The organism is Flavobacterium sp. KBS0721 (assembly GCF_002007065.3).
GTDB classification, from domain to species: domain Bacteria; phylum Bacteroidota; class Bacteroidia; order Flavobacteriales; family Flavobacteriaceae; genus Flavobacterium; species Flavobacterium piscis.
This window is the reverse complement of sequence record NZ_CP042170.1, coordinates 3,539,434-3,562,538: the sequence shown is the minus strand read 5'-3', so window position 1 is coordinate 3,562,538 and position 23,105 is coordinate 3,539,434. Positions and strand designations below refer to the sequence as shown.

The 23,105-nt window shown below is 34.1% G+C and carries 16 protein-coding genes; all 16 read left to right on the top strand.

The annotated features are described in order from the left end of the window. Positions 1 to 105: 105 nt before the first annotated feature. Positions 106 to 1,668, top strand: coding sequence for a sensor histidine kinase (locus B0M43_RS15455; protein WP_078007431.1), 1,563 nt, complete (start codon positions 106 to 108; stop codon positions 1,666 to 1,668). A gap of 105 nt (positions 1,669 to 1,773) precedes the next feature. Then, positions 1,774 to 4,377: a zinc-dependent metalloprotease gene (locus B0M43_RS15450; protein WP_078007432.1), complete on the top strand. Its 2,604-nt coding sequence runs from the start codon at positions 1,774 to 1,776 to the stop codon at positions 4,375 to 4,377. 25 nt (positions 4,378 to 4,402) lie between these two features. Beyond that, positions 4,403 to 7,747 carry a SusC/RagA family TonB-linked outer membrane protein gene (locus B0M43_RS15445; protein WP_078007433.1) on the top strand — a complete coding sequence of 1,115 codons (3,345 nt, stop codon included), beginning with the start codon at positions 4,403 to 4,405 and terminating at the stop codon, positions 7,745 to 7,747. Positions 7,748 to 7,758: 11 nt separating this feature from the next. Beyond that, positions 7,759 to 9,078, top strand: coding sequence for a RagB/SusD family nutrient uptake outer membrane protein (locus B0M43_RS15440; RefSeq protein ID WP_078007434.1), 1,320 nt, complete (start codon positions 7,759 to 7,761; stop codon positions 9,076 to 9,078). Between the two features lie 59 nt (positions 9,079 to 9,137). Continuing rightward, positions 9,138 to 9,896 (top strand): LytTR family DNA-binding domain-containing protein, encoded by a 759-nt coding sequence (locus B0M43_RS15435; RefSeq protein ID WP_078007435.1) that lies wholly within the window; start codon positions 9,138 to 9,140, stop codon positions 9,894 to 9,896. Between the two features lie 958 nt (positions 9,897 to 10,854). Beyond that, complete coding sequence (locus tag B0M43_RS15430) at positions 10,855 to 11,499, top strand: hypothetical protein (protein ID WP_078007436.1); 645 nt, start codon at positions 10,855 to 10,857, stop codon at positions 11,497 to 11,499. Between the two features lie 120 nt (positions 11,500 to 11,619). Next, a complete protein-coding gene (locus B0M43_RS15425) occupies positions 11,620 to 12,072 on the top strand; it encodes a carboxymuconolactone decarboxylase family protein (RefSeq protein WP_078007437.1) in 453 nt (150 codons plus the stop codon). A gap of 117 nt (positions 12,073 to 12,189) precedes the next feature. Further along, positions 12,190 to 12,528: a YciI family protein gene (locus tag B0M43_RS15420; protein WP_078007607.1), complete on the top strand. Its 339-nt coding sequence runs from the start codon at positions 12,190 to 12,192 to the stop codon at positions 12,526 to 12,528. Between the two features lie 453 nt (positions 12,529 to 12,981). Next, positions 12,982 to 14,223 (top strand): RNA polymerase sigma factor, encoded by a 1,242-nt coding sequence (locus B0M43_RS15415; protein WP_078007438.1) that lies wholly within the window; start codon positions 12,982 to 12,984, stop codon positions 14,221 to 14,223. Positions 14,224 to 15,078: 855 nt separating this feature from the next. Then, positions 15,079 to 16,878, top strand: a complete 1,800-nt coding sequence (locus tag B0M43_RS15410) for a T9SS type A sorting domain-containing protein (protein WP_246860132.1) — start codon at positions 15,079 to 15,081, stop codon at positions 16,876 to 16,878. A 31-nt stretch (positions 16,879 to 16,909) separates the two neighbouring features. Further along, positions 16,910 to 18,391: a hypothetical protein gene (locus B0M43_RS15405; RefSeq protein WP_168199948.1), complete on the top strand. Its 1,482-nt coding sequence runs from the start codon at positions 16,910 to 16,912 to the stop codon at positions 18,389 to 18,391. Between the two features lie 399 nt (positions 18,392 to 18,790). Then, entirely contained in the window at positions 18,791 to 20,464 is a 1,674-nt protein-coding gene (gene kaiC, locus B0M43_RS15400; protein ID WP_078007440.1) for a circadian clock protein KaiC, read from the top strand. Positions 20,465 to 20,470: 6 nt separating this feature from the next. After that, positions 20,471 to 20,767 (top strand): circadian clock KaiB family protein, encoded by a 297-nt coding sequence (locus B0M43_RS15395; protein ID WP_055092894.1) that lies wholly within the window; start codon positions 20,471 to 20,473, stop codon positions 20,765 to 20,767. Between the two features lie 4 nt (positions 20,768 to 20,771). Further along, entirely contained in the window at positions 20,772 to 21,071 is a 300-nt protein-coding gene (locus B0M43_RS15390) for a circadian clock KaiB family protein (RefSeq protein ID WP_065449742.1), read from the top strand. A gap of 1 nt (position 21,072) precedes the next feature. Continuing rightward, entirely contained in the window at positions 21,073 to 22,329 is a 1,257-nt protein-coding gene (locus tag B0M43_RS15385) for an ATP-binding protein (RefSeq protein WP_078007441.1), read from the top strand. Position 22,330: 1 nt separating this feature from the next. Further along, positions 22,331 to 22,735, top strand: a complete 405-nt coding sequence (locus B0M43_RS15380; protein ID WP_065449740.1) for a response regulator — start codon at positions 22,331 to 22,333, stop codon at positions 22,733 to 22,735. Positions 22,736 to 23,105 lie beyond the last annotated feature (370 nt).

Below are 23,105 nucleotides of genomic sequence, written 5' to 3'. Positions count from 1 at the left end.
TAACTAAAAGTGTATCAGCTAAAAAGTTTTATATTTGCACACGAAAAAAAATTAATACCCTATTGCAATAAGGATTTTAATACTCCTTATTTTTTTATCTACACTTTGAAATTTACTTTAAAAAACACTTTTTCCGGTAGGAACTTCTTTATTTTAGGAATCATTTTCGTTGTTCTTACTTTGCTTTCTATTTATATCCTGAGCGGTTTGATGACGGAGGTTACCGAAAAATCGAACGCCGAGAGTTCACAGCGTAGTTTTGTAAAAAAACAGGAAGTTATTGCGCAGGAATTATCACGCTTTTTGGAATCTAAAAATGAACTGAAACGAATTGTTGATATAAGTAACTCTAAAAACTTATCTGATAATTTAAAAGTTTTAAGTAACATTCATGCCAATGACAGTCTGGTAAAAAACAACTGGTTTCAGATCGACAATCAAAAAATAGAATTTACGATTTCTAAAAACGATACCCATCTCAAAGCTTCGATAAAAGATTTTGTGGCTAAAAACAGAGAGCTTTCACAATCTAATAGTATTATAGAAGATACTGATCACTTTTTTTGGCGCATTTATTACAGATATACGGCTGCAAATGGCACTGTAGTTCGGTACGGATATGATATCGATTTGAAATCGCTTCAGACTTATTTTTCGACAATTGACCAAAAAGCGCCTAATTATGCTTTTGTTTTTGATAAGAAAGGAACGATTATTTATCATCCTGAAATAAAATTACTGAAAAAGAACATTTTCAAGTTAACCAATATAGCACCTCAGGATACAACTTTTTCTAAAAGAGAAGACTTTAGCAAGAGAATTGCCCCGTCAGAATATTTGTTTTTAGATATTGTACGATATACCAAACGTTTGAATGTAAAAGGAACAAATTGGTATATTGGAGTAAATTTTCCGAGAGAAATTTCGAATGAAGATGTAAATGCGGTTAAAAAATATGCCTATCTCATTTATATCATTACTACTGCTATTTTAATCGTATTCTTTTATTTGTTCACCATTTTTACTCGTAGAACTTTTCAGGAAAAAGAAATCTTGTCGCAGGAAAAAAACAAGCTGCTTTTAGAAAACGAAATGATTAATAAGGAGAAAGCCCTGATTCAGCTGCAACAATTAAAAGAGCAGATTAATCCACACTTTTTATTCAATTCGCTGAATTCGCTTTATATGCTAATTGAGAACAATACCGGAGTAGCACGAAAATTTACATTAAACCTTTCTAAAATTTACAGATACCTTATTAATCCGCCGCTCAATAATATTGTTACGGTCCAGGAAGAATTGCTTTTTATCGAAAAATACATCTTTTTGCAGCAAACTCGTTTTAATGAGGAATTCATTTTTACTATTACTATTGAAGACGAAAGCTTTCTGGCAAAAAAAGTGCCGTATCTGGCTTTTCAGATTGCTGTAGAAAATGCGATCAAGCATAATATTGCCTCTGAAGAAAGCCCGTTATGCATCACAATTAGCATTAACGAAAACGTTGTAATTATTACCAATAATTTAAACGAAAAGCAAAACTTCGGAAAAGAATCTAAGTTTGGTCACAAATACTTAGAAAGTATCTATAAATACTATGGTAAAAACGATTTTAAAGCTTTCAAAAAAGACGGCGATTTTACTTGCATTTTACCTTTAATTGGATAAAAAAAAACATTCACTCCCGAAAAAAAGCCACTCACTCCATTTTGCTTTTTTTAACGTAATCCATGCAATATTTTTAGCCAAAAATTAACCTAAACTTAACTTTCTATGAGAGAAAAGGCATTGTTGAGAAGTCTAAAAAATATCGCTTTAGTGATGTTGGTACTGAATACCAGTACTATGATTGCTCAAAAAAAGAACAAAAAGAATAAAGAAGACAAAACAGAACAACAAGTTAAGGATTCATTAAAAAATGCGAAAGGACAAAAATACGACGACCTTATTAAAAAAGGATCATTCAAAAAAGGTCTTTTCAATACTATTCAGGTAAAAACAGATCTTTACCTGGAGATCAACGATTCACTTTTTCAAAGAGAATTTTTAGTTGTTAATAAAATTTCAAATGTTCCTTTACCGGTTAATGATGCAGGTTTGAATAAAGGAATGAATTACGAGAATAAGATTATCACGTTTCATAAAGATTTGGTTGCCAAAAAAGTTTGGGTAAAATCATCTGTACCAAAAGTTTCATCGCCGGTTGGAGACGCTATTACAGCATCGGTAAACAGTAACTTTTCAGAATCTATTATAGAAGTTTTTGATATCGAAACTAAAAATAACGATTCTACATCGGTAGTAATCAAAGCGAATAAGGTTTTTGACGGAAAACAAAAAAGTTTTAATGATGTTTTAAGCAATATCGGTTTTGGAGGATCTGTAAAATCTGAACTTTCGTATATAGAAGGTGTGAAAACTTTCCCTAAAAATATTGTGGTTAAATCGCAACTGACTACTTCTGTAGCCGAAGGTGGTCCTGCCCTATCTGTTACAATTGGGGTAACTTCTAATATTATTTTATTGGATAAAGTGCCTATGCAGGCTCGTTTTTCGGATAAAAGAATTGGGTATTTCACTGAAAAACACTGGTATTTTAGCGATAACCAACATGCAGTTTTAGAAAAAGAACTGATCACACGCTGGAGATTAGAGCCTAAAAAAGAGGATATCGAAAAATACAAAAGAGGCGAATTAGTAGAACCTAAAAAACCTATTGTTTATTATATCGATCCATCGACACCTAAACAATGGCGTTCATATATTATAGAAGGAGTTCGCGACTGGCAGGCTGCTTTTGAAAAAGCAGGATTTAAAAATGCGGTGATTGCAAAAGAACCTACGGAAGAGGATACTGATTTTGATATTGATGATGTACGTTACTCAGTAATTACTTATGTAGCGTCTCAAAAATCGAATGCTATGGGACCTGCAGTTGTAGACCCAAGAAGCGGTGAAATTATCGAATCTGATATTATCTGGTGGCATAATGTAATGACTTCATTACAAAGCTGGATGCGCATTCAGACCGGAGCAATCGACCCAAAAGCAAGAGGAAACAAATTTAGCGACGAACATATGGGAGAAGCGATTCGTTTTGTATCGTCTCATGAGGTTGGACATACTTTTGGTTTGAAACATAATATGGGCGCTTCGTTTGCTTATCCGGTAGAATCACTTCGATCTCCGGATTTTACAGCAAAAATGGGTGGAACTGCTCCGTCAATCATGGATTATGCGCGTTACAATTATATCGCTCAACCGGAAGATCATGTAGAAGCGATTACGCCAAAAATTGGTGAATATGATAAATATGCTATCGAATGGGGTTACAGATGGTATGCTGATCAGACAGAAGAGCACAATGCTTTGAACGCCCTGATTACAAAACACCAGAATGATCCGGTCTATTTTTACGGAGAACAGCAAGATGGTGACAGCACAATTGATCCGCGTTCGCAATCTGAAGATTTGGGTGATGATGCGATGAAAGCGAGCGAATACGGACTTAAGAACTTAAAAAGAGTTGTGGGTAAAATCCTTGAGTGGACATATGATAAGGATGAATCTTACTACCAAACCGGTAAACTTTATATTGGTGCAATTGGCCAGTGGAATTTGTACAACTATCACGTATTGACCAATGTGGGCGGTATTTACCTGAACACAACGGTTCATGGCGATAATAAACAAAGTTATGTTGCGGTTCCGGCTGCAATCCAGAAAAAAGCGGTTTCGTACTTATTAAACAATAGTATCAAATTGCCGGAATGGTTGTTTTTTAACCCAATTTTAGATAAAACAAATCCGTTGAAAGATTCTCCTCTTGGGCCTTATGAATACACACCATATACGCTTGCAAGAGAATTACAATACGGCATTATATACAATTTATTAAGCGACGATCGTTTGTTGCGAATTACAGAAAATGAGTTGTACCAACGTAACGAAGCCAAAGAAAATGTGTTCACTGTAACACAATTATTCAAAACACTTCACCAAAATATTTTTGCTCCTACGATCCAAAATAAATCTCTTACGATTATGGAACGTATGACTCAGAAAAATTATGTAGATGTATTGATTGTTTCGACCAATAAACTTTTTGAAAAAACTGATGTTAAGAAAAGCATTCAGTTGGAAGCAACCTTAAGCATGCCTCATTTATGTGATTATTTAGACGAAGCAAAAATGGCGCGTAACATTAATCAATCCTCTCTAAAAAGAGTTTCTGAGGTTACATCTGATAAAAAAGGCGAATTGAATCAGATTTTGCAATTACTGAAAACAAAGAGAAACATTGGAAATCAGGAAACTAAAAACCATTATTTCGATCTGATTCAGCGTATCGAAAAAGCATTAAACAACACACTATAATTTAACACAATCCAAAAACAACCCAATGAAGAATTTATTTTACATGCTGAGTTTCCTTCTTGCCCTCTCAGGGTATGCGCAGGAAAGGACTATTAAAGGAAAGGTACTTGATGCCGCAGACGGACTACCAATACCGGGAGTTACTGTTTTTGTCGAGAATAGTTCCATATCTAACAACACAGAACAAAAAGGGGTGATCACGAGCGCAAGCCTTGGTACCGTAACTGATTTTGATGGTGCATTCGAATTCAAAATCAATAGTAATATCAAAAGTTTAAGAGTCTCTTATATGGGATATCTGCCTTATACAATTGATATTACAGATAAAAATCAATACACTATTTCTTTAAAATCTGATGTAAGCGAACTAAAAGAAATCGTAGTTACAGGTTACCAAAAGATCGAAAAAAGAAAACTGACATCGGCTGTTGCAACAGTTGATATGGCTGATATCAAACAAGCAGGTGTGGCGAGTTTGGATCAAATGTTAATTGGTCAGGTTGCGGGTGTTGCCGTAACACAACAAACGGGAGCTCCGGGAACAATCTCAAAAATCAGAATTCGTGGTACTGCATCTCTTAATGGTGCTCAGGATCCGTTATGGGTTTTAGATGGTTTGCCGCTTGAAGGAAACGATGTTCCTCAAAACTATGACAAAGACAATATAGATGTTTTAAGCAATTTTTCTATCGCAGGTTTAAATCCTGAAGATATTAAAGATATTACCATTCTTAAAGATGCTGCTGCAACTGCCATTTACGGTGCAAGAGCCGCAAACGGAGTTATTGTGGTAACGACTAAAAAAGGAAGAAAAGGAAGTATGAGAGTAGACTTTAACGTGAATACTTTCGTGACTGAAAAACCTAATTTTTCTAAATTAAACCTTTTAAACTCTTCTCAAAAAGTAGATCTTGAACTTTCATTAGCTGCAAGAGAAGATTTGACTTACAGAGACGGTAACGGAGAAATTTCCCGTATTCTTAAACAGGCTAATGAATTAGGAGCCTATAGATCGGGAGGTTTTTCGTCTCTAAGTCCTGCAACTCAAAACTCAATCAACGCTTTAAGAGACAATAATACAAATTGGGGTGATTTATTGTACAGAAGTACTTTTAATAAACAATATGGTTTGAGTTTATCAGGTGGTGGAGAAAGATCTGATTATTATTTCTCTTTAGGAGCTTATAATGAAGAAGGAGCTACTTTTGGAACTGGTTTTGACAGATACAATCTTACCTTAAAAAACAACTTTGATGTAACAGATAAATTACATGTTGGTGTTGGAATCTTTGGTACACAAAGTAAGAAAACAACTTATGTATCCGATACAGATACTTTTACCAATCCTGCTAATTATTCGAGAAACGTAAACCCCTATCTGACTCCGTATAACGCTGATGGAAGTTATAAATATGATCAGGATATGAGCGGGTATGGAAATGGAAGTGTTTATATTCCTTATAATTTCCTGGAAGAAAGAGAAAACACGAATTACGAATTGACAACAAGATCTGTAAAAGCTTTACTTGATGTAGATTATACGATTACGAAAGGGCTAAAAGCAAGTACACAAATTGGTTTACAGTTTGATAATAATACTTCTGAAAAATATACCGGTAAAGACTCTTATTTTACAAGAAAAGAAAGAGAAAAATCACGTGTATTTGCAAACGGGGCTGATGCTTATTTCCTTCCTGTTGGCGGAATTATTCAAAATTCTAACACAGACTTTTTTCAATATAACATTAAAACGATGCTAAACTATAGCACTACTCTTGGCGGAAAACATGAGATAGAAGTTATGGCTGGTAATGAATTAAGAAGAAACAAAAGCACTGCTATTAATACAAAAGGGTTTGGTTTCGACCCGAAAACATTAACTACAACTCAAATTATTTTTCCAAATGCAAACTCTGCTGCAAATGCAAACTGGAGAACGTATTTAAAAAATGAAAACGAAAATGCATTTGCATCGTTTTTTGCAACAGCATCTTATACGTATGACAGAAAATATACTTTCTTTGGAAGTGTTCGCTACGACGGATCGGATTTATTTGGTGTAGATCCTAAATACAAATATTTACCACTATGGGCTGTTTCCGGTTCATGGGCAGTATCTGAAGAAAATTTCTTAAAAGGTAATGAAGTAGTTTCTAATTTAAGATTACGTGCTTCTTATGGTTTACAAGGAAATATCGACAAAAACACTTCTCCGTATGTAGTTGGAGAAAGCCAAACTGTGGTTATTTTACCGGGACAAACAGAACCTATTATTAATGTAATTTCTCCTCCAAATGATAAATTGAGATGGGAAAAAACTACTAATACTAACGTTGGAATGGATCTTGGTTTATTCAACAATCGTATTAGCATTGTAACGGATGTTTACGGAAGAAAAAGTTCTGATTTAATTGGTTTACAATCGCTTCCTGTTGAAAACGGATTTGAATATACAAACGCTAACTGGGCTCAGGTAACCAATAAAGGATACGAGATTTCTTTGTCTACACGAAACATTGACCGTCCGAACTTTAAATGGAATTCCACTATAAATTTCGCTCATAATAAAAGTAATGTAGATCGTATTGAAACAAGATCTAACAGCTATTTACCTTCCAGAGAAGGACTTCCGGTTAATGCAGTATTTGCATTAAAAACTAACGGAATTGATGAAAATGGTTTTCCTTTATTTGTAAATAAAAAAGGAGAAACGGTAAACTCTCAAACCTTTTTTGCGCTTTTTGATCCTTATGCAGATTTTTTCCCGGGAGTTTTATCGCAATCAAGACTTACAGATGAAGACACCAGAAATTTGTTTACTTATGTTGGAGATCTGGATCCTAAATTTACCGGTGGTTTTATCAACACTTTTAAAGTTCATAATTTTGATCTTACAATTGCTACTACTTTTAATATCAAACAAACGGTTGTTGAAAAACCAAATTTTAATGGTGCACAATTAGATCGTGGTCAAAACTATACTACAGATGTGCTTAATGTCTGGTCACCTACTAATACAGGTTCACACATACCTGGAATTACGAGTGAAACTTCAGGAACAGGAGATTCATGGATGGCTTACCAATGGTATTCTCCAGGAGCAGCACCGCTTAATATGTACAATTATTTAGATACATGGGTTCATGAAATGAGCTATATGCGTTTGAGCAGTGTTCGTTTTGGATATTCTTTACCTAAAAAAGCAACTAATACTTTGTTTATGGATAGTGTAAGATTTAGTATCGAAGGTAGAAACTTATTCGTAATCAGCTCTGATTACAAAGGTTACTTTGATCCTGAAACGTACGGAAATATTTATGCACAACCAATCCCAAGATCAATTTCTTTAGGATGTAACCTAACTTTTTAATCTGATTTAAAATGAAAAATATATTAAAATACGTATTCTTTGCCGGTGTAGCCATTACGACTGTAAGCTGCGACCACTATCTTGATGTTGAGCCAGTAGGTAAAGTAATTCCGGAAACCTTAACTGATTATAGAGCAATAATGACAAAAGGCTATTCTATAACAGCTATTCATAAAGCATTATCTGCTATTAGAACAGACGAATTGGTTTTGGATGAATTTAATGATAATGCCACTTTCTACAGAGATCATTATATCTGGAAAGATGTCAATCCTGATAAAACTACCAATAGTTTTCCTTATTCGGCTTTGTACAACAGAATTTTCTATACCAATGTAATCATCAATGAAGCAAGCGCAAAATTAGCACCTTCTGCAGAGAAAGACCAGTTAATTGGAGAAGCCTATGCATTAAGAGCCTTAACTTACTTTGATTTACTGAACATATTTAGTAAACCTTACAATGCTGCAACAGCTGCAACAGACAAAGGTGTTCCGTTGGCTTTAAAAATAGATTTGGAGCAGGCTTATGTTCCTCAAAGTGTTGCTGTTATTTACGACCAGATTTTATCTGATAACGAAGAGGCTAAAAAATTATTGAATTTAGACACTCAGACAACGGGTATTAATTACCGTTTTTCTAAGGCTGCATTATATGCTATGGAATCTCGTATTTTCCTTTACAGAAAAGAATGGGCAAAAGCCATTGCAGCTGCAGATAAAGCAATGACATACAAAAGTGCTTTAATCAATTTAAACACTACAGCTGCGTTACCTAACCTTTATAACGGTCCGGAATCTATATTGGCACTTGAAGATCCTTTTTTCAATCTTTTAAAAGGTACATCATATGCTGCGCCAACTTTAACAGGCGTTTATGATAAAACAAACGACTTGCGTTTTGCTTTGTATTATCAGGCAAGCGGAAGCAGATTCAGATTTAAAAAAGGTGGTGATATCGCTCAAAAATGTACTTTCAGAACCGCTGAATTGTACTTGACAAAAGCAGAAGCATCTGCACAATTAAGTGATCTTCCAACAGCAAGAACAACTGTAATAACTTTTATCAAAAACAGATATACTGCAACAGCTTTTAACACATTAAGTACATCGATTGCTGCCATGACACAAACTCAGCTTCTTGATTTTATAGCTCAGGAAAGACAACGTGAGTTTGCTGTAGAAGGTCACCGTTGGTTTGATTTGCGACGAACAACTCAACAACAAATCAATCACACTTTTAATGATCAGGATTATACATTAATAGAAAATGATCCGCGTTATACGCTGCCGTTTCCTCTTGATGCCCGTTTAAACAATCCTGAATTGTAATAAAATTAGCTCCGTTTTTAACGGAGCTTTTTTTTTAACTTTACAGAAAATTAAACGTAATGAAAGTAGTTATTATTGAAGACGAACATTTGGCTTCAAGCTATCTCAAATCCATCTTAGAACAGCAAAGTATCATTTCGATTAATGAAATAACGGTGCTGAAATCTGTAAAAGATGCCGTTGCTTTTTTTAAAGTAAATACCGTTGATCTTGCCTTTATGGATATTCATTTGGGCGACGGTAAAAGTCTTGACATTTTTGAGCAAGCGATTGTTTCATGTCCCGTTATTTTTATTACTGCGTACGATTCTTATGCCGTAAAAGTTTTCAAACACTTTACGATAGATTATCTTCTAAAACCTTATGAAGAAGAAGAATTACACGAAGCTTTACTCAAATACAAAAACATAAAAGAAACGTTTAATACCAACCTGATTGTCGAATCTTTGGTCGAAATTGAAAATCAAAGCAGCGTTCAGCAACATTTTTTGGTCAATCACAGGGACAAACTTCTTTCTATCAATGATACTTCGATTACTTATTTTTATGCCACAGGAAAACATCTGTTTATCTACACCGATTCCGGAAGTAATTATCTCTACAATAGCAATCTAAAAGATCTGATCAATAAACTTAATCCTGATATTTTCTTTAAAATAAATCGAAAATACATCATCAACCGTCTTCATATTCAGGAAATAATAAAACATTCGAGCCAGAAAATCGAGATTTTACTGAATGTTGCTATTCCGGATACTGAACCTATTATTTTAAGCAAAAAAGAGATTAATAATTTTAAGAATTGGCTGGATTCTTAATAAACTTTGCGCTTATTTTTTTTAAACAGATAGAGACATAGATTTGATAGCTTAAAAAGTCATTTCATTTGTAATAAAACTCATAGCGTTTTGTTTTTTTTAGAAACGTTTTCTTTTTATATATCGCTCCGATGGAGCTTTGAATAAAATACCAATATATTTTCTATAAATATAACGCTCCTCTGGAGCTTTCTTTTTTCTTTTTTTATCTACTGATAAAAAGTCACAGTTATATTTATAAAAAATCAAAAATCCGTAACGCTAAACCCCATCGGGGTGACATATATTTACACTACCAATCTAATGTTAATTTTTTTTCTCGCAGATTTTGCAGATTCAGCAGATCTTTAAAAAAAATTCTTTTAAACATTTTATCCCGATAGCTATCGGGAGTGGCTGTTAATTTCTCGCATCCTTTAACGATTGCACTATGCGGTAATATTTGCAAGTGAAACGCCTTTTACACGATCCTAAAAGCTATGTCTCTATGTGTTTAATTTTTTTCACGCAGATTAAGCAGATTTATCAGATCTTAAAAAAAAAAAACTTTAAACATTTTATCCCAATAGCAATCGGGAGTGGCTGTTAATTTCTCGCATCCTTTAACGATTGCACTATGCGGTAATATTCTAAGTGAAACGCCTTTTACACGATCCTAAAAGCTATGTCTCTATGTGTTAATTTTTTATCCCAATAGCAATCGGCAGTGGCTATTTTTCTCGTATTGTTTCTTGATTGCACTATGCGGTAATATTCTAAATGAAATCCCTTTTACACGATCCTAAAAGCTATGTCTCTATGTGTTTAATTTTTTTGCACGCAGATTTACCAGATATTTTAAAAAATCATTTTACTCTTTTATCCCGATAGCTATCGGGAGTGGCAATTATTTTTTCTTCGATCCTAATCAAAATTTGTAGATATTTGTACAATCACTTCGCTCCTACTATCCAAACAAATGAAAAAAATACTGCTGATTTCTGTTATTGTTGTAATTGCTTTTTATGTCTTAAAAGAAAAAGTCTACAAGCCTTTTATGTGGAAAAAAGCCCTGAATACCAAAGAACATCAACTGCAATTGGGAAGTTTTATTTTTAGCAAGGAAACTGGTATTAACGGAAGTCAGAGCTACCAAAAATATTATTTTGTATTTAAGGTTATCGAAATCAATGGCGATTACGTCCGTCTTTCGGTTATCAGGCAATTGTCTGATAAAGATAATTTGAAGGAATCTGATTTTTCTACCACTTCAAAGCAATATAAAAGTTTAAAGCAGAATATTAAAAGTCTGACTATTACACCAATTTTATTTGATGATTTATACCAAGGTGATGGGCCGAGATTTACTTTAAATGAATATTTATTAAACAAATATCCGGTTTTAAAAAGATCCAGATATTATTACGAAGATATTCCCGAAGCATCAAAAAATAAACCCATGCCGGAAAATCCAAATGATTTAGAAATGTATTTTAGTATGGTTTATTCTAAAAAAGAAATCATCGAAAAAGGACAACTTGTACCGTGGACAATGACAAATAGTTTTAATGGCAAGCCTTTATTGTCTAACTATTCTAAAAACATCGATTTAATTATAAATTAAAACCCAGCAAAATCAAGTGTTTTAGAAATATTTTAAAAAAAAGTATATTTTTTTTTCGAAAATTTGTCCAATCTCGAAAGTTCAGTTGTCATTAGAGTATAACATTAAAAATTATACATTATGGAAACTAGAATTAATGCATTCGAAAAAGGTCAAAAAGCGTTAAGTACTTTATTTGCAATTACTGGTTATATCAAAAAATCAGGACTTGAAAAATCATTACTAGATTTAGTCGATTTTAGAGTATCACAAATCAACAGTTGTGCGTATTGTTTAGACATGCATTCCAAAGAAGCTTTGGCAACCGGCGAAACACCTCAACGTTTATTTGGTTTAAGTGCCTGGAGAGAAACTCCGTATTATACTTCAAGAGAAAGAGCTGCATTGGCTTGGGCGGAAGCTGTAACAGCTTGTCAGGTTCATGACGATGTTTATGCTGTAGCAAAAAGTGAATTTTCGGACGAAGAATTGATCGACCTTACGCTGGTAATTACCACCATTAATACATGGAATCGTTTTAACCTTGCTTTTCCTAATACTCCGGGAACTTACAGAGTGGGGCAATTTGGATAAATACATCAGGCTGTTTTTTATTTGGTGTAAAACATTAAATTTATATCTCAGATAAAAGACAGTCTTTTTTAAAATCATTTTTATAAAATGGCCCTTTTAAACTTTAAAATAAAAACAATGAACGAATTCATATTAATATTCAGAAGAGATTTTACAACCAAAGAAAATCAGCCTTCGCCGGAAGAATTACAGCAACATTTGAAACAATGGCAAAACTGGTTTGGAGGTCTGGCAGCACAAGATAAACTGGCAAGGCCTTTACAAAAATGGGACGGACAGGGAAAAGTGGTAAGCAAAGCAAAAGGAATTACAAACGGACCGTTTGTAGAAATCAAAGAATCTATTGGCGGATTGATCATCATAAAAGCCACAGATTATGACGAAGCTGCCGAAATAGCTCAGGGATGTCCCGTTTTGGACTTGGGTGGAAATGTAGAGATACGTCAGGCGATGTAGAATAATTGAAATTCCAATTTTTTAAATTCCAAATTCCAATACATATGATTGGCCACGGATTTTACTGATTAAACGGGTTTTCGCGGATTTTTTTTTTGCAATGTTTATCATCTTGTCAAAGTTTTTCAAACTTTGACAAGATTCTTAAATCATTTTAATCTGTGAAATCTGTGGCGAAAATTATTTACAACGTAACCATAATTCTTGTCATCCCGAGGAACGAGGGATCTCCGCGAGAAACTCCCCAATCAAAATCGCCAATCTTTGTAGAGCTACTTACGGAGATCCCTCGTTCCTCGGGATGACAAAAATGCGCAGACAAACTTTGAAAATATTGCAAAAAATAAACCCGCGAAAACCCGCTTAATCCGTAAAACCCGTGGGCAATTCATTGGAATTTGGAATTTATCTCATGTTAAAATTTAGTATTGGAATTTATTTACCTTTAGCTTTATGAACCAGGAACTCATCCCTCATTTATTCAGAACCGAGTATCAAAAAATTGTTTCGGTTTTATGCAATTTGTTTGGCATTCATCATATTGAGATTGCCGAGGATATTGTGAGCGATACTTTCCTGACGGCATCCGAAACGTGGGCGATAAAAGGAATTCCTGAAAATCCAACAGCCTGGTTGTATACCGTGGCTAAAAATAAAACGAAAAACTACTTTAAGCGAAATGACATTTTCGAAAAGAAAATCGTCACCGAAATAAAATACAATTCCCCAATAAACAATCCCGAAATCGAAATTGATTTATCAGACCAGAATATTGCTGATAGCCAATTGGCCATGCTATTTACGGTTTGTAATCCCAGCAATTCTGATGAAGCTCAGATTGCACTTGCCCTTAATTTATTATGCGGTTTTGGAATCAACGAAATTGCTGATGCTTTTCTTTCGAACAAAGAAGTGATTTACAAAAGAATCAATCGTGCGAAAGAAAAACTCAAGGAAGAAAACATTAAAATTCAAAACCCAAACCCTACTGAAATAAAAGAACGCATCGATACTGTGCTTAAAACCATTTATCTTTTATTTTCTGAGGGCTACTACTCTACTTCGCAAAATACTACTTTACGAAAAGATCTTTGTGCCGAAGCCATGCGTCTGACTTATTTATTAATTCAGAATAAAACGACCCATTTACCGGCAACCAATGCGTTAATGGCTTTGATGTGTTTTCATTCTTCAAGATTCGAGGCCCGAACCACTGAAAACGGCGAGATTATTTTGTATCAGGATCAGGATGAATCACTTTGGAATCAGGAATTAATAGATAAAGGAACTTATTTTTTGAGTCAATCATCAACTGGAAATACACTTTCTAAATATCATCTCGAAGCCGGAATAGCGTACTGGCACACCCAGAAGAAAGATACTGCTGAAAAATGGGAACATATTTTAGAATTGTATAACAATCTAATTATTCTAGAATATTCTCCAATTGTAGCTTTAAACAGAACCTATGTTTTATCTAAAGTAATAGGTAAACAAGGAGCAATTGTTGAAGCAGAAAAACTGCAATTAGCGGATAATCATTTTTACTATTCTTTACTCGGAAATTTATATTCGGGTTATGATAATCAGAAAGCTTTGCAACATTTTCAAACCGCCTTTGGCTTAGCCAAAACCAATTCTGATAAAAATATCATCAACAAAAACATGCTGGAACTTTCAAAAAAAATTGACTAAAGCACAAAGTCTTTTTAATTGAGATATTCCTTCAAACAACAATCTTTCTTTTGCCTGCCGTTTTAATTTAAGTTAAAAATTGTCACGCAAAACTTCTTATTTAAGAAAAGAATTTCACTTAAAAGTTAGCCATTATTTTATCAGGCGATATTTTTTCTGAAATAAAAAATTCTCAATGTATTTGATCAAATTTTAAGAATTTTTCATCATTTAAAATGTTTTTATATTAATTTTTTAAAAATATTTAAAATTAATAATAATTTTTCAATACATTTAAAAAACACCTACCTACTTCTATTAAACCTAAATAGAACTTAAAAGTACGAAAAGCTTACTTATTACAAGATTAAAGTGAAATGATCATGAGATTGTTTCACAAATTAACACATTGTGCTATTATTCACTCTCTGCCAACAGATTAAACATCATACTGGATTCTCTTAAATAACTATTTTACTACAAGCCGTTCTTATTTTTTATACCATTATTCTTACCAATTGATTCTTCAATAAGGTAAAATTAATTTCGATTTCATGAATTTTATTTACCCAAATCTAAAAATATCATATGAAAATTAGAAAGTTACAGTTATTACTACTCTTATGCTTTAGTATAACATTTAAAGGTGTTGCTGCTCCTGAGCCTCCGCAGCCTCGATCTATCCCGCCTCCTGTAGGTGATCCTGTACCAATAGACAGCGAAATCTCTATATTATTCGCAAGCGGCATTTTGCTAGGCATCTTTTTTCTTTTAAAGAGGCCAAAACCTACCTCATAATCGTTTGTCAAAAAAATCAAAAAAAATCAACGATACGAGCAAAAACAAACGCTATTAATGTCCTAAAAAATAAAAATCATGAAGAAAACTACTTTACTCATTTTGATGCTGGTAACTACAAAATCGATCTCACAGATTTATTTTAGTACTAATGCCAGTATGTATGTAAAAAATGAAGTTTTATATGTTCAGCAGGATATCAATTTAGCGTCAAGTTCAAATTTATATTTAAGAAATAATTCGCAGTTATTACAAGGAACTTCGGGAGCGTCTATCAATACAGGATTAGGTGTTGTGTCTGTTTATCAGGAAGGCACTTCAGACAATTTTGATTATAACTATTGGTGTTCCCCGGTAGGAAATGCTTCTGCTGCATCCGGAAATGAAAGCTTTGGAATTATGATGTTAAGCAAACCAACAAGTTCGATCGCCTCGACAACAGCTGCTATTTTACCTGCAAGCAATTCTAACGGAACCTCTAACCCACTGGCAATAGCTTCAAAGTGGATTTATAAGCTCATTAACGCCAATAATTATTCGCAATGGGTTTTCGTTGGCGGAACTGCAACATTGCCTCCCGGTGTAGGTTTTTCTATGAAAGGTACTAGCGGAACAGATGCAACAGATCCTGAAGGCACCGGAGTAACTAATAATCCCGGAAGTGCACAGAGATATGATTTTATAGGAAAACCAAATGATGGTACTATCACTATCAATTTAGGCATCAATAATGCAACCCTAACCGGGAATCCATATCCATCAGCTTTGCACCTAAATGCTTTTCTTTTAGATGGTTCTAACGCGGCAACTGGTGGCATTGCCTATTTTTGGGAACAGGACAAAACAGTAAACTCTCATACTCTTATCAATTACAGAGGAGGCTACGGAACGTATTCTGCTGTAAGTTTGGGATCTGCTGGTATCTATACACCCGCAACTTTTAGTTCATACAACGGAGATGGTTCAGTCAACACCGGTGGCTCATCATCCGGACTTATAATAAGTAGAAAATATTCTCCTATAGGTCAGGGATTTGTTATTAGTGCCATTGCAGACGGAACAGCCACATTCAAAAATAGTCATAGGATGTTCATGAAAGAAGGCACTGGTTCGTCTCAATTTGAAAGACAAATGCCAATAGAAAAAAACGCCAAAGAAGAAAATTCTGAAGAAGAAGTTCCGGAAGAGGTTTCGCATTTTAGATTAAACACCATCATTGACAATCAATTTACAAGACAACTAGCATTAGCTTTTGTACCAACGGCTACCGATGCAGTTGATTATGGAATCGATGCCCTAAATATGGATGATGCACTCCCTAACGATGTTACTTTTTTAATAGAAAACGGCAGTTACGTTATTCAGGGGATTAATTTTGATGAAACAAAGAAAATTGCACTTACTGTAAAAGTTACCGCTACAGCTAGTTTTAAATTTTCTATTCCGGAGGTGGTCAACTTCGACAACACACAGAAGATTTACATTTATGATGCGCTTGATGATTCTTATCATGATATTAAAAATGGAACGTATCTCGCAACTGTTGCGCCCGGAGTATACAATGACCGCTTTAAAATCACCTTTAAAGAGACTCCTAAACTTGGCGTTGGTGACTATACTGCGAAAAAATTCTTCATTATCCAGGATAATACTAATAGTAAGCTAAGAGTCGAAAATCCTAATAATTTCAATCTAAAATCATTTAGATTATATGATGTTTTAGGCAAAACTGCACTATCAAAAAAAGATCTGGGAACTGATCAGAATTATACTTTTTCGACCAGCGGATTAAGCAGCGGCGTTTACATTACAGAATTCTTAACTATTGATGATCAAAGATTCACTGAAAAAATTATCATATCAAATTCAGGTAAATAAAAGATACCCCAACTAACTAAAATTAAAAATTATGATCACTACATCTTCTCTTCGAAATAATAAAATAGTACTGCTGTTTTTTCTTCTTTTTGCTTTAACAGGAAATGCTCAGATCGGGATTGGAACGATAACACCCAATATAAGTTCTGTTTTGGATGTTACGTCCGGCACAAAAGGAATGTTGACGCCCAGAATGGGAACGACACAAAAAAATGCTATTGCAACTCCGGCAGAGGGATTAATTGTTTATGATACTGATTTGAAAGCATTTTATTATTATTCAACCGGTGCCTGGGTACCAATTGTTAGCGGTGTACCAGGTCGAATCAATTTTAAACGTATAAAATCTACAGATGTTTTGGCAACGGTTTTAGCTGCTGAACTTGCTGCCGGAGGAGGATCAAAATATGTTTTAAATGCTAATACCCTGTATGAAATTAATGGTACAGTACCATTTAATTTTCCTATTGATTTAAACAATGCCTATGTTCAGGGATTAGATACCAATAACGATATTATCATTAAATCAACAGGAAATCTATTTGAAGGAGCAAATGGAGGAAGCATCAAAGGTGTCACCATTATAGCTACAGCTGGAAATGTCTTTAATCTTAGTGGGGCAGCAAGTCAAAATTTAATATTTAGGGATTGTGTTGTGGCAAATTCTAATGCAGTGGGTACAATTTCAGGTTTCGGATTAGTATTTTTAAGTATCATTCAGTTTTCTGCAAATACAAACGGAATCGTTTACAATAACATTAACCAACTATTACTTAGTAACCAGGGATGGTTTGCTAATAATACCGGAACTTATGAAAAACTTACAGGAACTTTTACCCTTGTAGAGAAGCAAGGCGGTTTTAGTCAGGTTGAGGGTAGTGCTATAGGATTTGATGTATCAGCAAACCCTGTTATAAGTGGCGATGCTGTACTAGAATCGGTTGTTTTTACAGGTGCTAATAGTACTGGTTATGTAAAACCTTATACTGCAGGTGCATATACCGGATATAATTTTAACAACAGTTGGAGTGTAAGATCTGCCGGAATACCTACTGAAGCAGATGCAAATGCAGTTGGAGATTTTTCAATGGATTATCCCGTTAATAGTGGTGCCGCAACTAATTTTGACAGTAATACTCCCAGTAATATTATAAAAGTAAATGGTATATCTACATCTTATAACTTATTTAGATTCGCAAATGATTTAACTCCAAACAATTATAATCGATTAAGATATTTGGGCAAAAAGAAAAGGATTTTTCAAATAGCAGGTTCGATCTCTTTTCAGGTAACAAATGCAGGAACCTACATCATTTATATTGCCAAAAATGGAACTCCAATAACACAGTATAAAATTTACGGAAAAGGTTTACAGGCGCTCGATATTGTTGTGCTTCCGCTAAGTGCCTCTGTTGAATTATCAAATAATGATTATATCGAAGTGTATGCTCAACGCAATTCTGGTACCACAACTGGTATTATCACTCCCAATATGACAATCATTATTAAATAATTTGATTCTTATTTTAAACATTACATATTCAAAACAAGGGAATAGCTAATTACTATTCCCTTTTGTTTAATGCATTTGAAATATCCTTTACTCAGAAATTTATATCCGGGTTATGATAATAAGAAGGCTTTGCAACATTTTCAAAAGGCCCTTGAATTGGCCACAACCAGTTCTGATAAAAAAATTTTTACTAAAAATATTGAGCAACTCCGTTCTAAAAATTAAAACAGAAATAAATGATTTACAGCATTAATAATTTTTCATAACATGCTCACGCTTATATACAATGTGTTATTTAAATATTTTTTTTCACAATAAACAGCTGTTAAATCTTTAATAAATATTGATTGTTAATATTCTAGGAAAACGTATATTTGAGTAACTAGAATATTAAATAGCGTGCAAGAAAAATCAAAATCACATAGTTTTTTATTTCCCAAAACTCCTACGGGAGTAGACGGCCTTGATGAGATTACTGATGGCGGATTTCCGAAAGGACGGCCAACTTTAATCTGCGGTGGTGCCGGCTGCGGAAAGACATTGTTATCAATGCAATTCCTTATTAAAGGTATTACAGAATATAACGAACCCGGAGTTTTCATGTCTTTTGAAGAACCTTCGGATGACCTTACTTTAAACGTAAAATCACTTGGCTTTGATCTGGAAAAGCTGAAAAAAGATAAAAAACTCGTTGTAGATCATGTAAGAGTTGAAAGATCTGAAATTGAAGAAGCAGGCGAATACGATCTTGATGGTTTATTCATCAGGTTAGGACACGCCATTGATTCTATAAAAGCAAAACGCGTTGTACTTGATACTATAGAATCTCTTTTTGCAGGCCTTGACAATCAGGCGATTCTTAGAGCAGAGTTGCGAAGATTATTTCATTGGCTAAAAACCAAAGGTGTAACAGCAATTATTACCGGAGAACGTGGTGAAGCAACTTTAACGCGTCAGGGACTGGAAGAATACGTTTCAGATTGTGTAATCGTTCTGGATCATCGTGTTATTGAGCAGGTTTCGACCAGAAGACTTCGTATTGTAAAATACAGAGGGTCTACACATGGTACAAACGAATATCCTTTTCTTATTGACGAAGACGGAATTTCGGTATTGCCTATTACATCATTAAAACTGGATAATGAAGTCTCTTCGGATGTTATTTCTACGGGAGTTCCGGGATTAAACGAAATGTTTCAGGGCGGCGGGTTTTATCGCGGCAGTAATATATTAGTATCCGGAACAGCAGGAACGGCAAAAACTACCATTGCATGTTACTTTGCGAATGAGCAATGCGAGAAAAAAGAAAAAACAATTTATTTTGCGTTTGAAGAATCACCTCAGCAATTGGTTCGTAACATGAAATCAATCAATGTCAATCTTCAAAAGCATATTGACAACGGTACTTTGCAAATACATTCTTCACGTCCGTCATTAAACGGTCTTGAGCTGCATTTGCTTACACTTCGAAAATTAATCAGGGAGTTTAAACCTACTACTATTATTATCGATCCTATTAGTAATCTAATTACCGTGGGAAGTGAACATGAAGTACGTTCGATGCTGGTGAGGCTGATTGATATGCTGAAGGCAAACAATATTACGGCTCTTTTTACGTCATTAAACAAACAAACGGATAATTTTAGACCTGATCTTGCAGAAGAATCTGTATCATCGTTGGTTGATACCTGGATTACTGTTCGTGATATGGAAGGAATTGGCGAAAGAAACCGTGGGATATTTATTGTAAAAGCCAGAGGAATGGGCCATTCTAATCAGGTAAGGGAATTTGTGATTACCAATAATGGTATAGAATTACTGGATGTCGAATTAGGTCCTCAGGGTATTCTGACAGGTGCTGCAAGAAAAACACATCAGTTCAAGAAAACAATTTCTGATATTAAACTTCAGAACGAAATTAGTAGAAAAGACAGGGAAATCGAGCGCAAACGCAGGGTTCTTGAAGCCAATATTGAAGCGCTCAAAAATGAATTCGAATCTGCAGAAGAAGAATTAAGTATTCTGAAAGCTACAGAGGAATTACAGGAAAAACTGTCTTCTAAAAAAAAATAGACTAAAATGAAAAAAGAAGCTGTAGCCGAATGGCAATTACGATTATATATTGCGGGTCAAACGCCAAAATCAATAACGGCACTGGAAAATATAAAAAAATATGCCGAAGAGCATCTAAAAGGAATTTACAGCATCGAAATTGTAGATTTGCTTAAAAATCCGCAATTGGCAGAAGGCGATCAGATTTTTGCTGTACCTACTTTAGTGAGAAAATTTCCAGAACCCATTCGCAAGATCATTGGCGATCTTTCGAATGAGGAACGAGTACTTGTTGGGCTTAATATAAAACCCTTAAACTCTTAGAATAATGGATGATTCATCTGATGGCTCAAGTACAACCAAACATCAATTTATGCTTTTTGTTTCGGGTATGTCTGTTAAGTCAGGTCATGCTATCGAAAACCTGCGTAAAATCTGCGACCAATATCTCAAAGATGATTACGAGTTAGAAATTATAGACATTAGTCGCGATACAGAGCAGGCAGCAATACATCAAATAGTGGCGATACCTACTCTGATAAAAATAAATCCTGCTCCAAGACGAATAATTCTTGGAGATCTATCAGACAAAGAAAAGGTATTAAAAATACTAAACATACGCGAATAATTTGAAGGACAATAATACAAATATAGAATCCCTACAAGCTGAAATAGCTGCCCTGAAAGAACAACTTTATGAGTCTAATAGTATTGTTGATGCTATAAAACAGGGAGATGTTGATGCCTTGGTAGTGAATGCAAATGGAACTCCGCAACTTTATTCGTTAGAAACTGCTGATTATACTTTTAGGCTCTTAATTGAAAAATTTGGACAAGGCGCCCTAAGTATTTCAAGAAATGGACTCGTATTATATTGTAACGACTATTTCTCGAAACTTATTGGTATTCCTGCCGAAAAAATAATTGGAACTTATATTTATGAATACTTCAATAGTAAGGACAATTTTGTACCTATTCTCGAAGCTTTAAAATATGGTATCACAACACATGAAATTGTATTTAAAACAGAAACTTACAGAAATACTTTTCCTGCCTACATTGCCGTAACCGATCTTGAACCCGCTGTTCAGGGAATTGGAATTGTGATTACAGACCTAACGGAGAAGAAAAAGCACGAAGATGCATTAATAAAGCATCAAAAAGATCTCGAAGAAAAAATTCATGAATTAAACAGAATAAACGCAAATCTGGAGGAATTTATTCATGTAATATCACATGATCTTAAAGAACCGCTTCGAAAAATTGTAATGTATAATGGAAGAATAGATGCCAGCTACCTTTCTGAAGCTGATGCCAAATCTATGAATGTCATGAAATCAGCTGCCTTAAGATTAAATTCGCTTATAGATGATTTGGTCAGCTATTCTTCTCATACTGCGCAGGAAGAACGCACAAACGTTAACCTCGCAGATATAATCAGGGAAGTAAGCGATGATCTCGAAATTATAATATCTGATAAAAAAGCAGTTATCGAGATCGGAAAACTGCCTACTTTAAAAGCTTCAAGAGTGCAAATGCGTCAGCTTTTTTCTAATCTGATTTCGAACGCCATTAAATATGGCAAAAAAGAAGGTGCTCCTATTATTCAAATTTTTCAAATCGAAAATTTTGAATCTGAAGTGCCCAATCAGACCGAACAATATTTGAAAATTCAAATCAAGGACAACGGAATCGGAATGGAACAAAATCATTTACTTAAAATTTTTACTATCTTTCAGCGGCTGCATGCCAAAAATGAATATTCCGGAAACGGGATTGGTCTTGCCATTTGCAAAAAAATCATGGAAAACCACTCAGGAAACATTACTGTAGAAAGTAAACTGAATGAGGGTACCACATTTAATCTTTATTTCCCAATCTTATAAAATGCCACAATTAAATAACTTACATATTATTATTGCCGAAGATGATATCGATGATGCAGATATCATCCGCCATACCTTTAATAAAAATCCCGACTTCGCAAAAGTAAGCCTGGTAGCTAATGGTGAAGAACTTATAAATTATTTAGAAGACACTTCAAATGAAACACCGGATATTATTCTTACCGATATCAACATGCCTATTCTTGACGGTATTGAAGCTCTAAAGCAAATTTTGAATAACAACAATTTAAAAACGATTCCCTGCTTTGTTTACTCCACAAGTATAAATCCTGTTTATAAAGAAAAATGTGATTTGATGGGCGTAAAAGCGTACCTCATAAAACCTTATTCTATTGAAGCTTTTGACGAAATACCTAAAAGCATTCTTTCTATTATCGAACAATAATAAGATTTTCAAACTACCCTGAAACGATAAAAATTTAATATTTATTAGAAAAGAGCTGATCATGTGATCAGCTCTTTTTTTTTGTACTTATCATTTTTAATTTTCTTCAACAAAAACAACACTTTTACTTCATTTTTAAACAACGCTTTAATTTCTTAAATAAAGCAACTAAATAAGATTTTACTTAAAAAAATATCGACAAACAGTAAAAATATACGTTTATAATCAATATATTAGAGTAAATATCTTACTTATACTACAGAGAACAATTCTTAAAAAAATAGGAAAAATATAATTTATGTAGGATTAGTAGGTTGTTTTTTATCATTTTGTTTGATGTTTTAACAAATTATTAAATTTTATTTTCGTA

Coding starts and splice junctions, on each gene's coding strand:
- B0M43_RS15450 (WP_078007432.1), top strand. CDS start 1,774: ATGAGAGAAAAGGCATTGTTGAGAAGTCTAAAAAATATCGCTTTAGTG.
- B0M43_RS15445 (WP_078007433.1), top strand. CDS start 4,403: ATGAAGAATTTATTTTACATGCTGAGTTTCCTTCTTGCCCTCTCAGGG.
- B0M43_RS15440 (WP_078007434.1), top strand. CDS start 7,759: ATGAAAAATATATTAAAATACGTATTCTTTGCCGGTGTAGCCATTACG.
- B0M43_RS15435 (WP_078007435.1), top strand. CDS start 9,138: ATGAAAGTAGTTATTATTGAAGACGAACATTTGGCTTCAAGCTATCTC.
- B0M43_RS15430 (WP_078007436.1), top strand. CDS start 10,855: ATGAAAAAAATACTGCTGATTTCTGTTATTGTTGTAATTGCTTTTTAT.
- B0M43_RS15425 (WP_078007437.1), top strand. CDS start 11,620: ATGGAAACTAGAATTAATGCATTCGAAAAAGGTCAAAAAGCGTTAAGT.
- B0M43_RS15420 (WP_078007607.1), top strand. CDS start 12,190: ATGAACGAATTCATATTAATATTCAGAAGAGATTTTACAACCAAAGAA.
- B0M43_RS15415 (WP_078007438.1), top strand. CDS start 12,982: ATGAACCAGGAACTCATCCCTCATTTATTCAGAACCGAGTATCAAAAA.
- B0M43_RS15410 (WP_246860132.1), top strand. CDS start 15,079: ATGAAGAAAACTACTTTACTCATTTTGATGCTGGTAACTACAAAATCG.
- B0M43_RS15405 (WP_168199948.1), top strand. CDS start 16,910: ATGATCACTACATCTTCTCTTCGAAATAATAAAATAGTACTGCTGTTT.
- B0M43_RS15395 (WP_055092894.1), top strand. CDS start 20,471: ATGAAAAAAGAAGCTGTAGCCGAATGGCAATTACGATTATATATTGCG.
- B0M43_RS15390 (WP_065449742.1), top strand. CDS start 20,772: ATGGATGATTCATCTGATGGCTCAAGTACAACCAAACATCAATTTATG.
- B0M43_RS15380 (WP_065449740.1), top strand. CDS start 22,331: ATGCCACAATTAAATAACTTACATATTATTATTGCCGAAGATGATATC.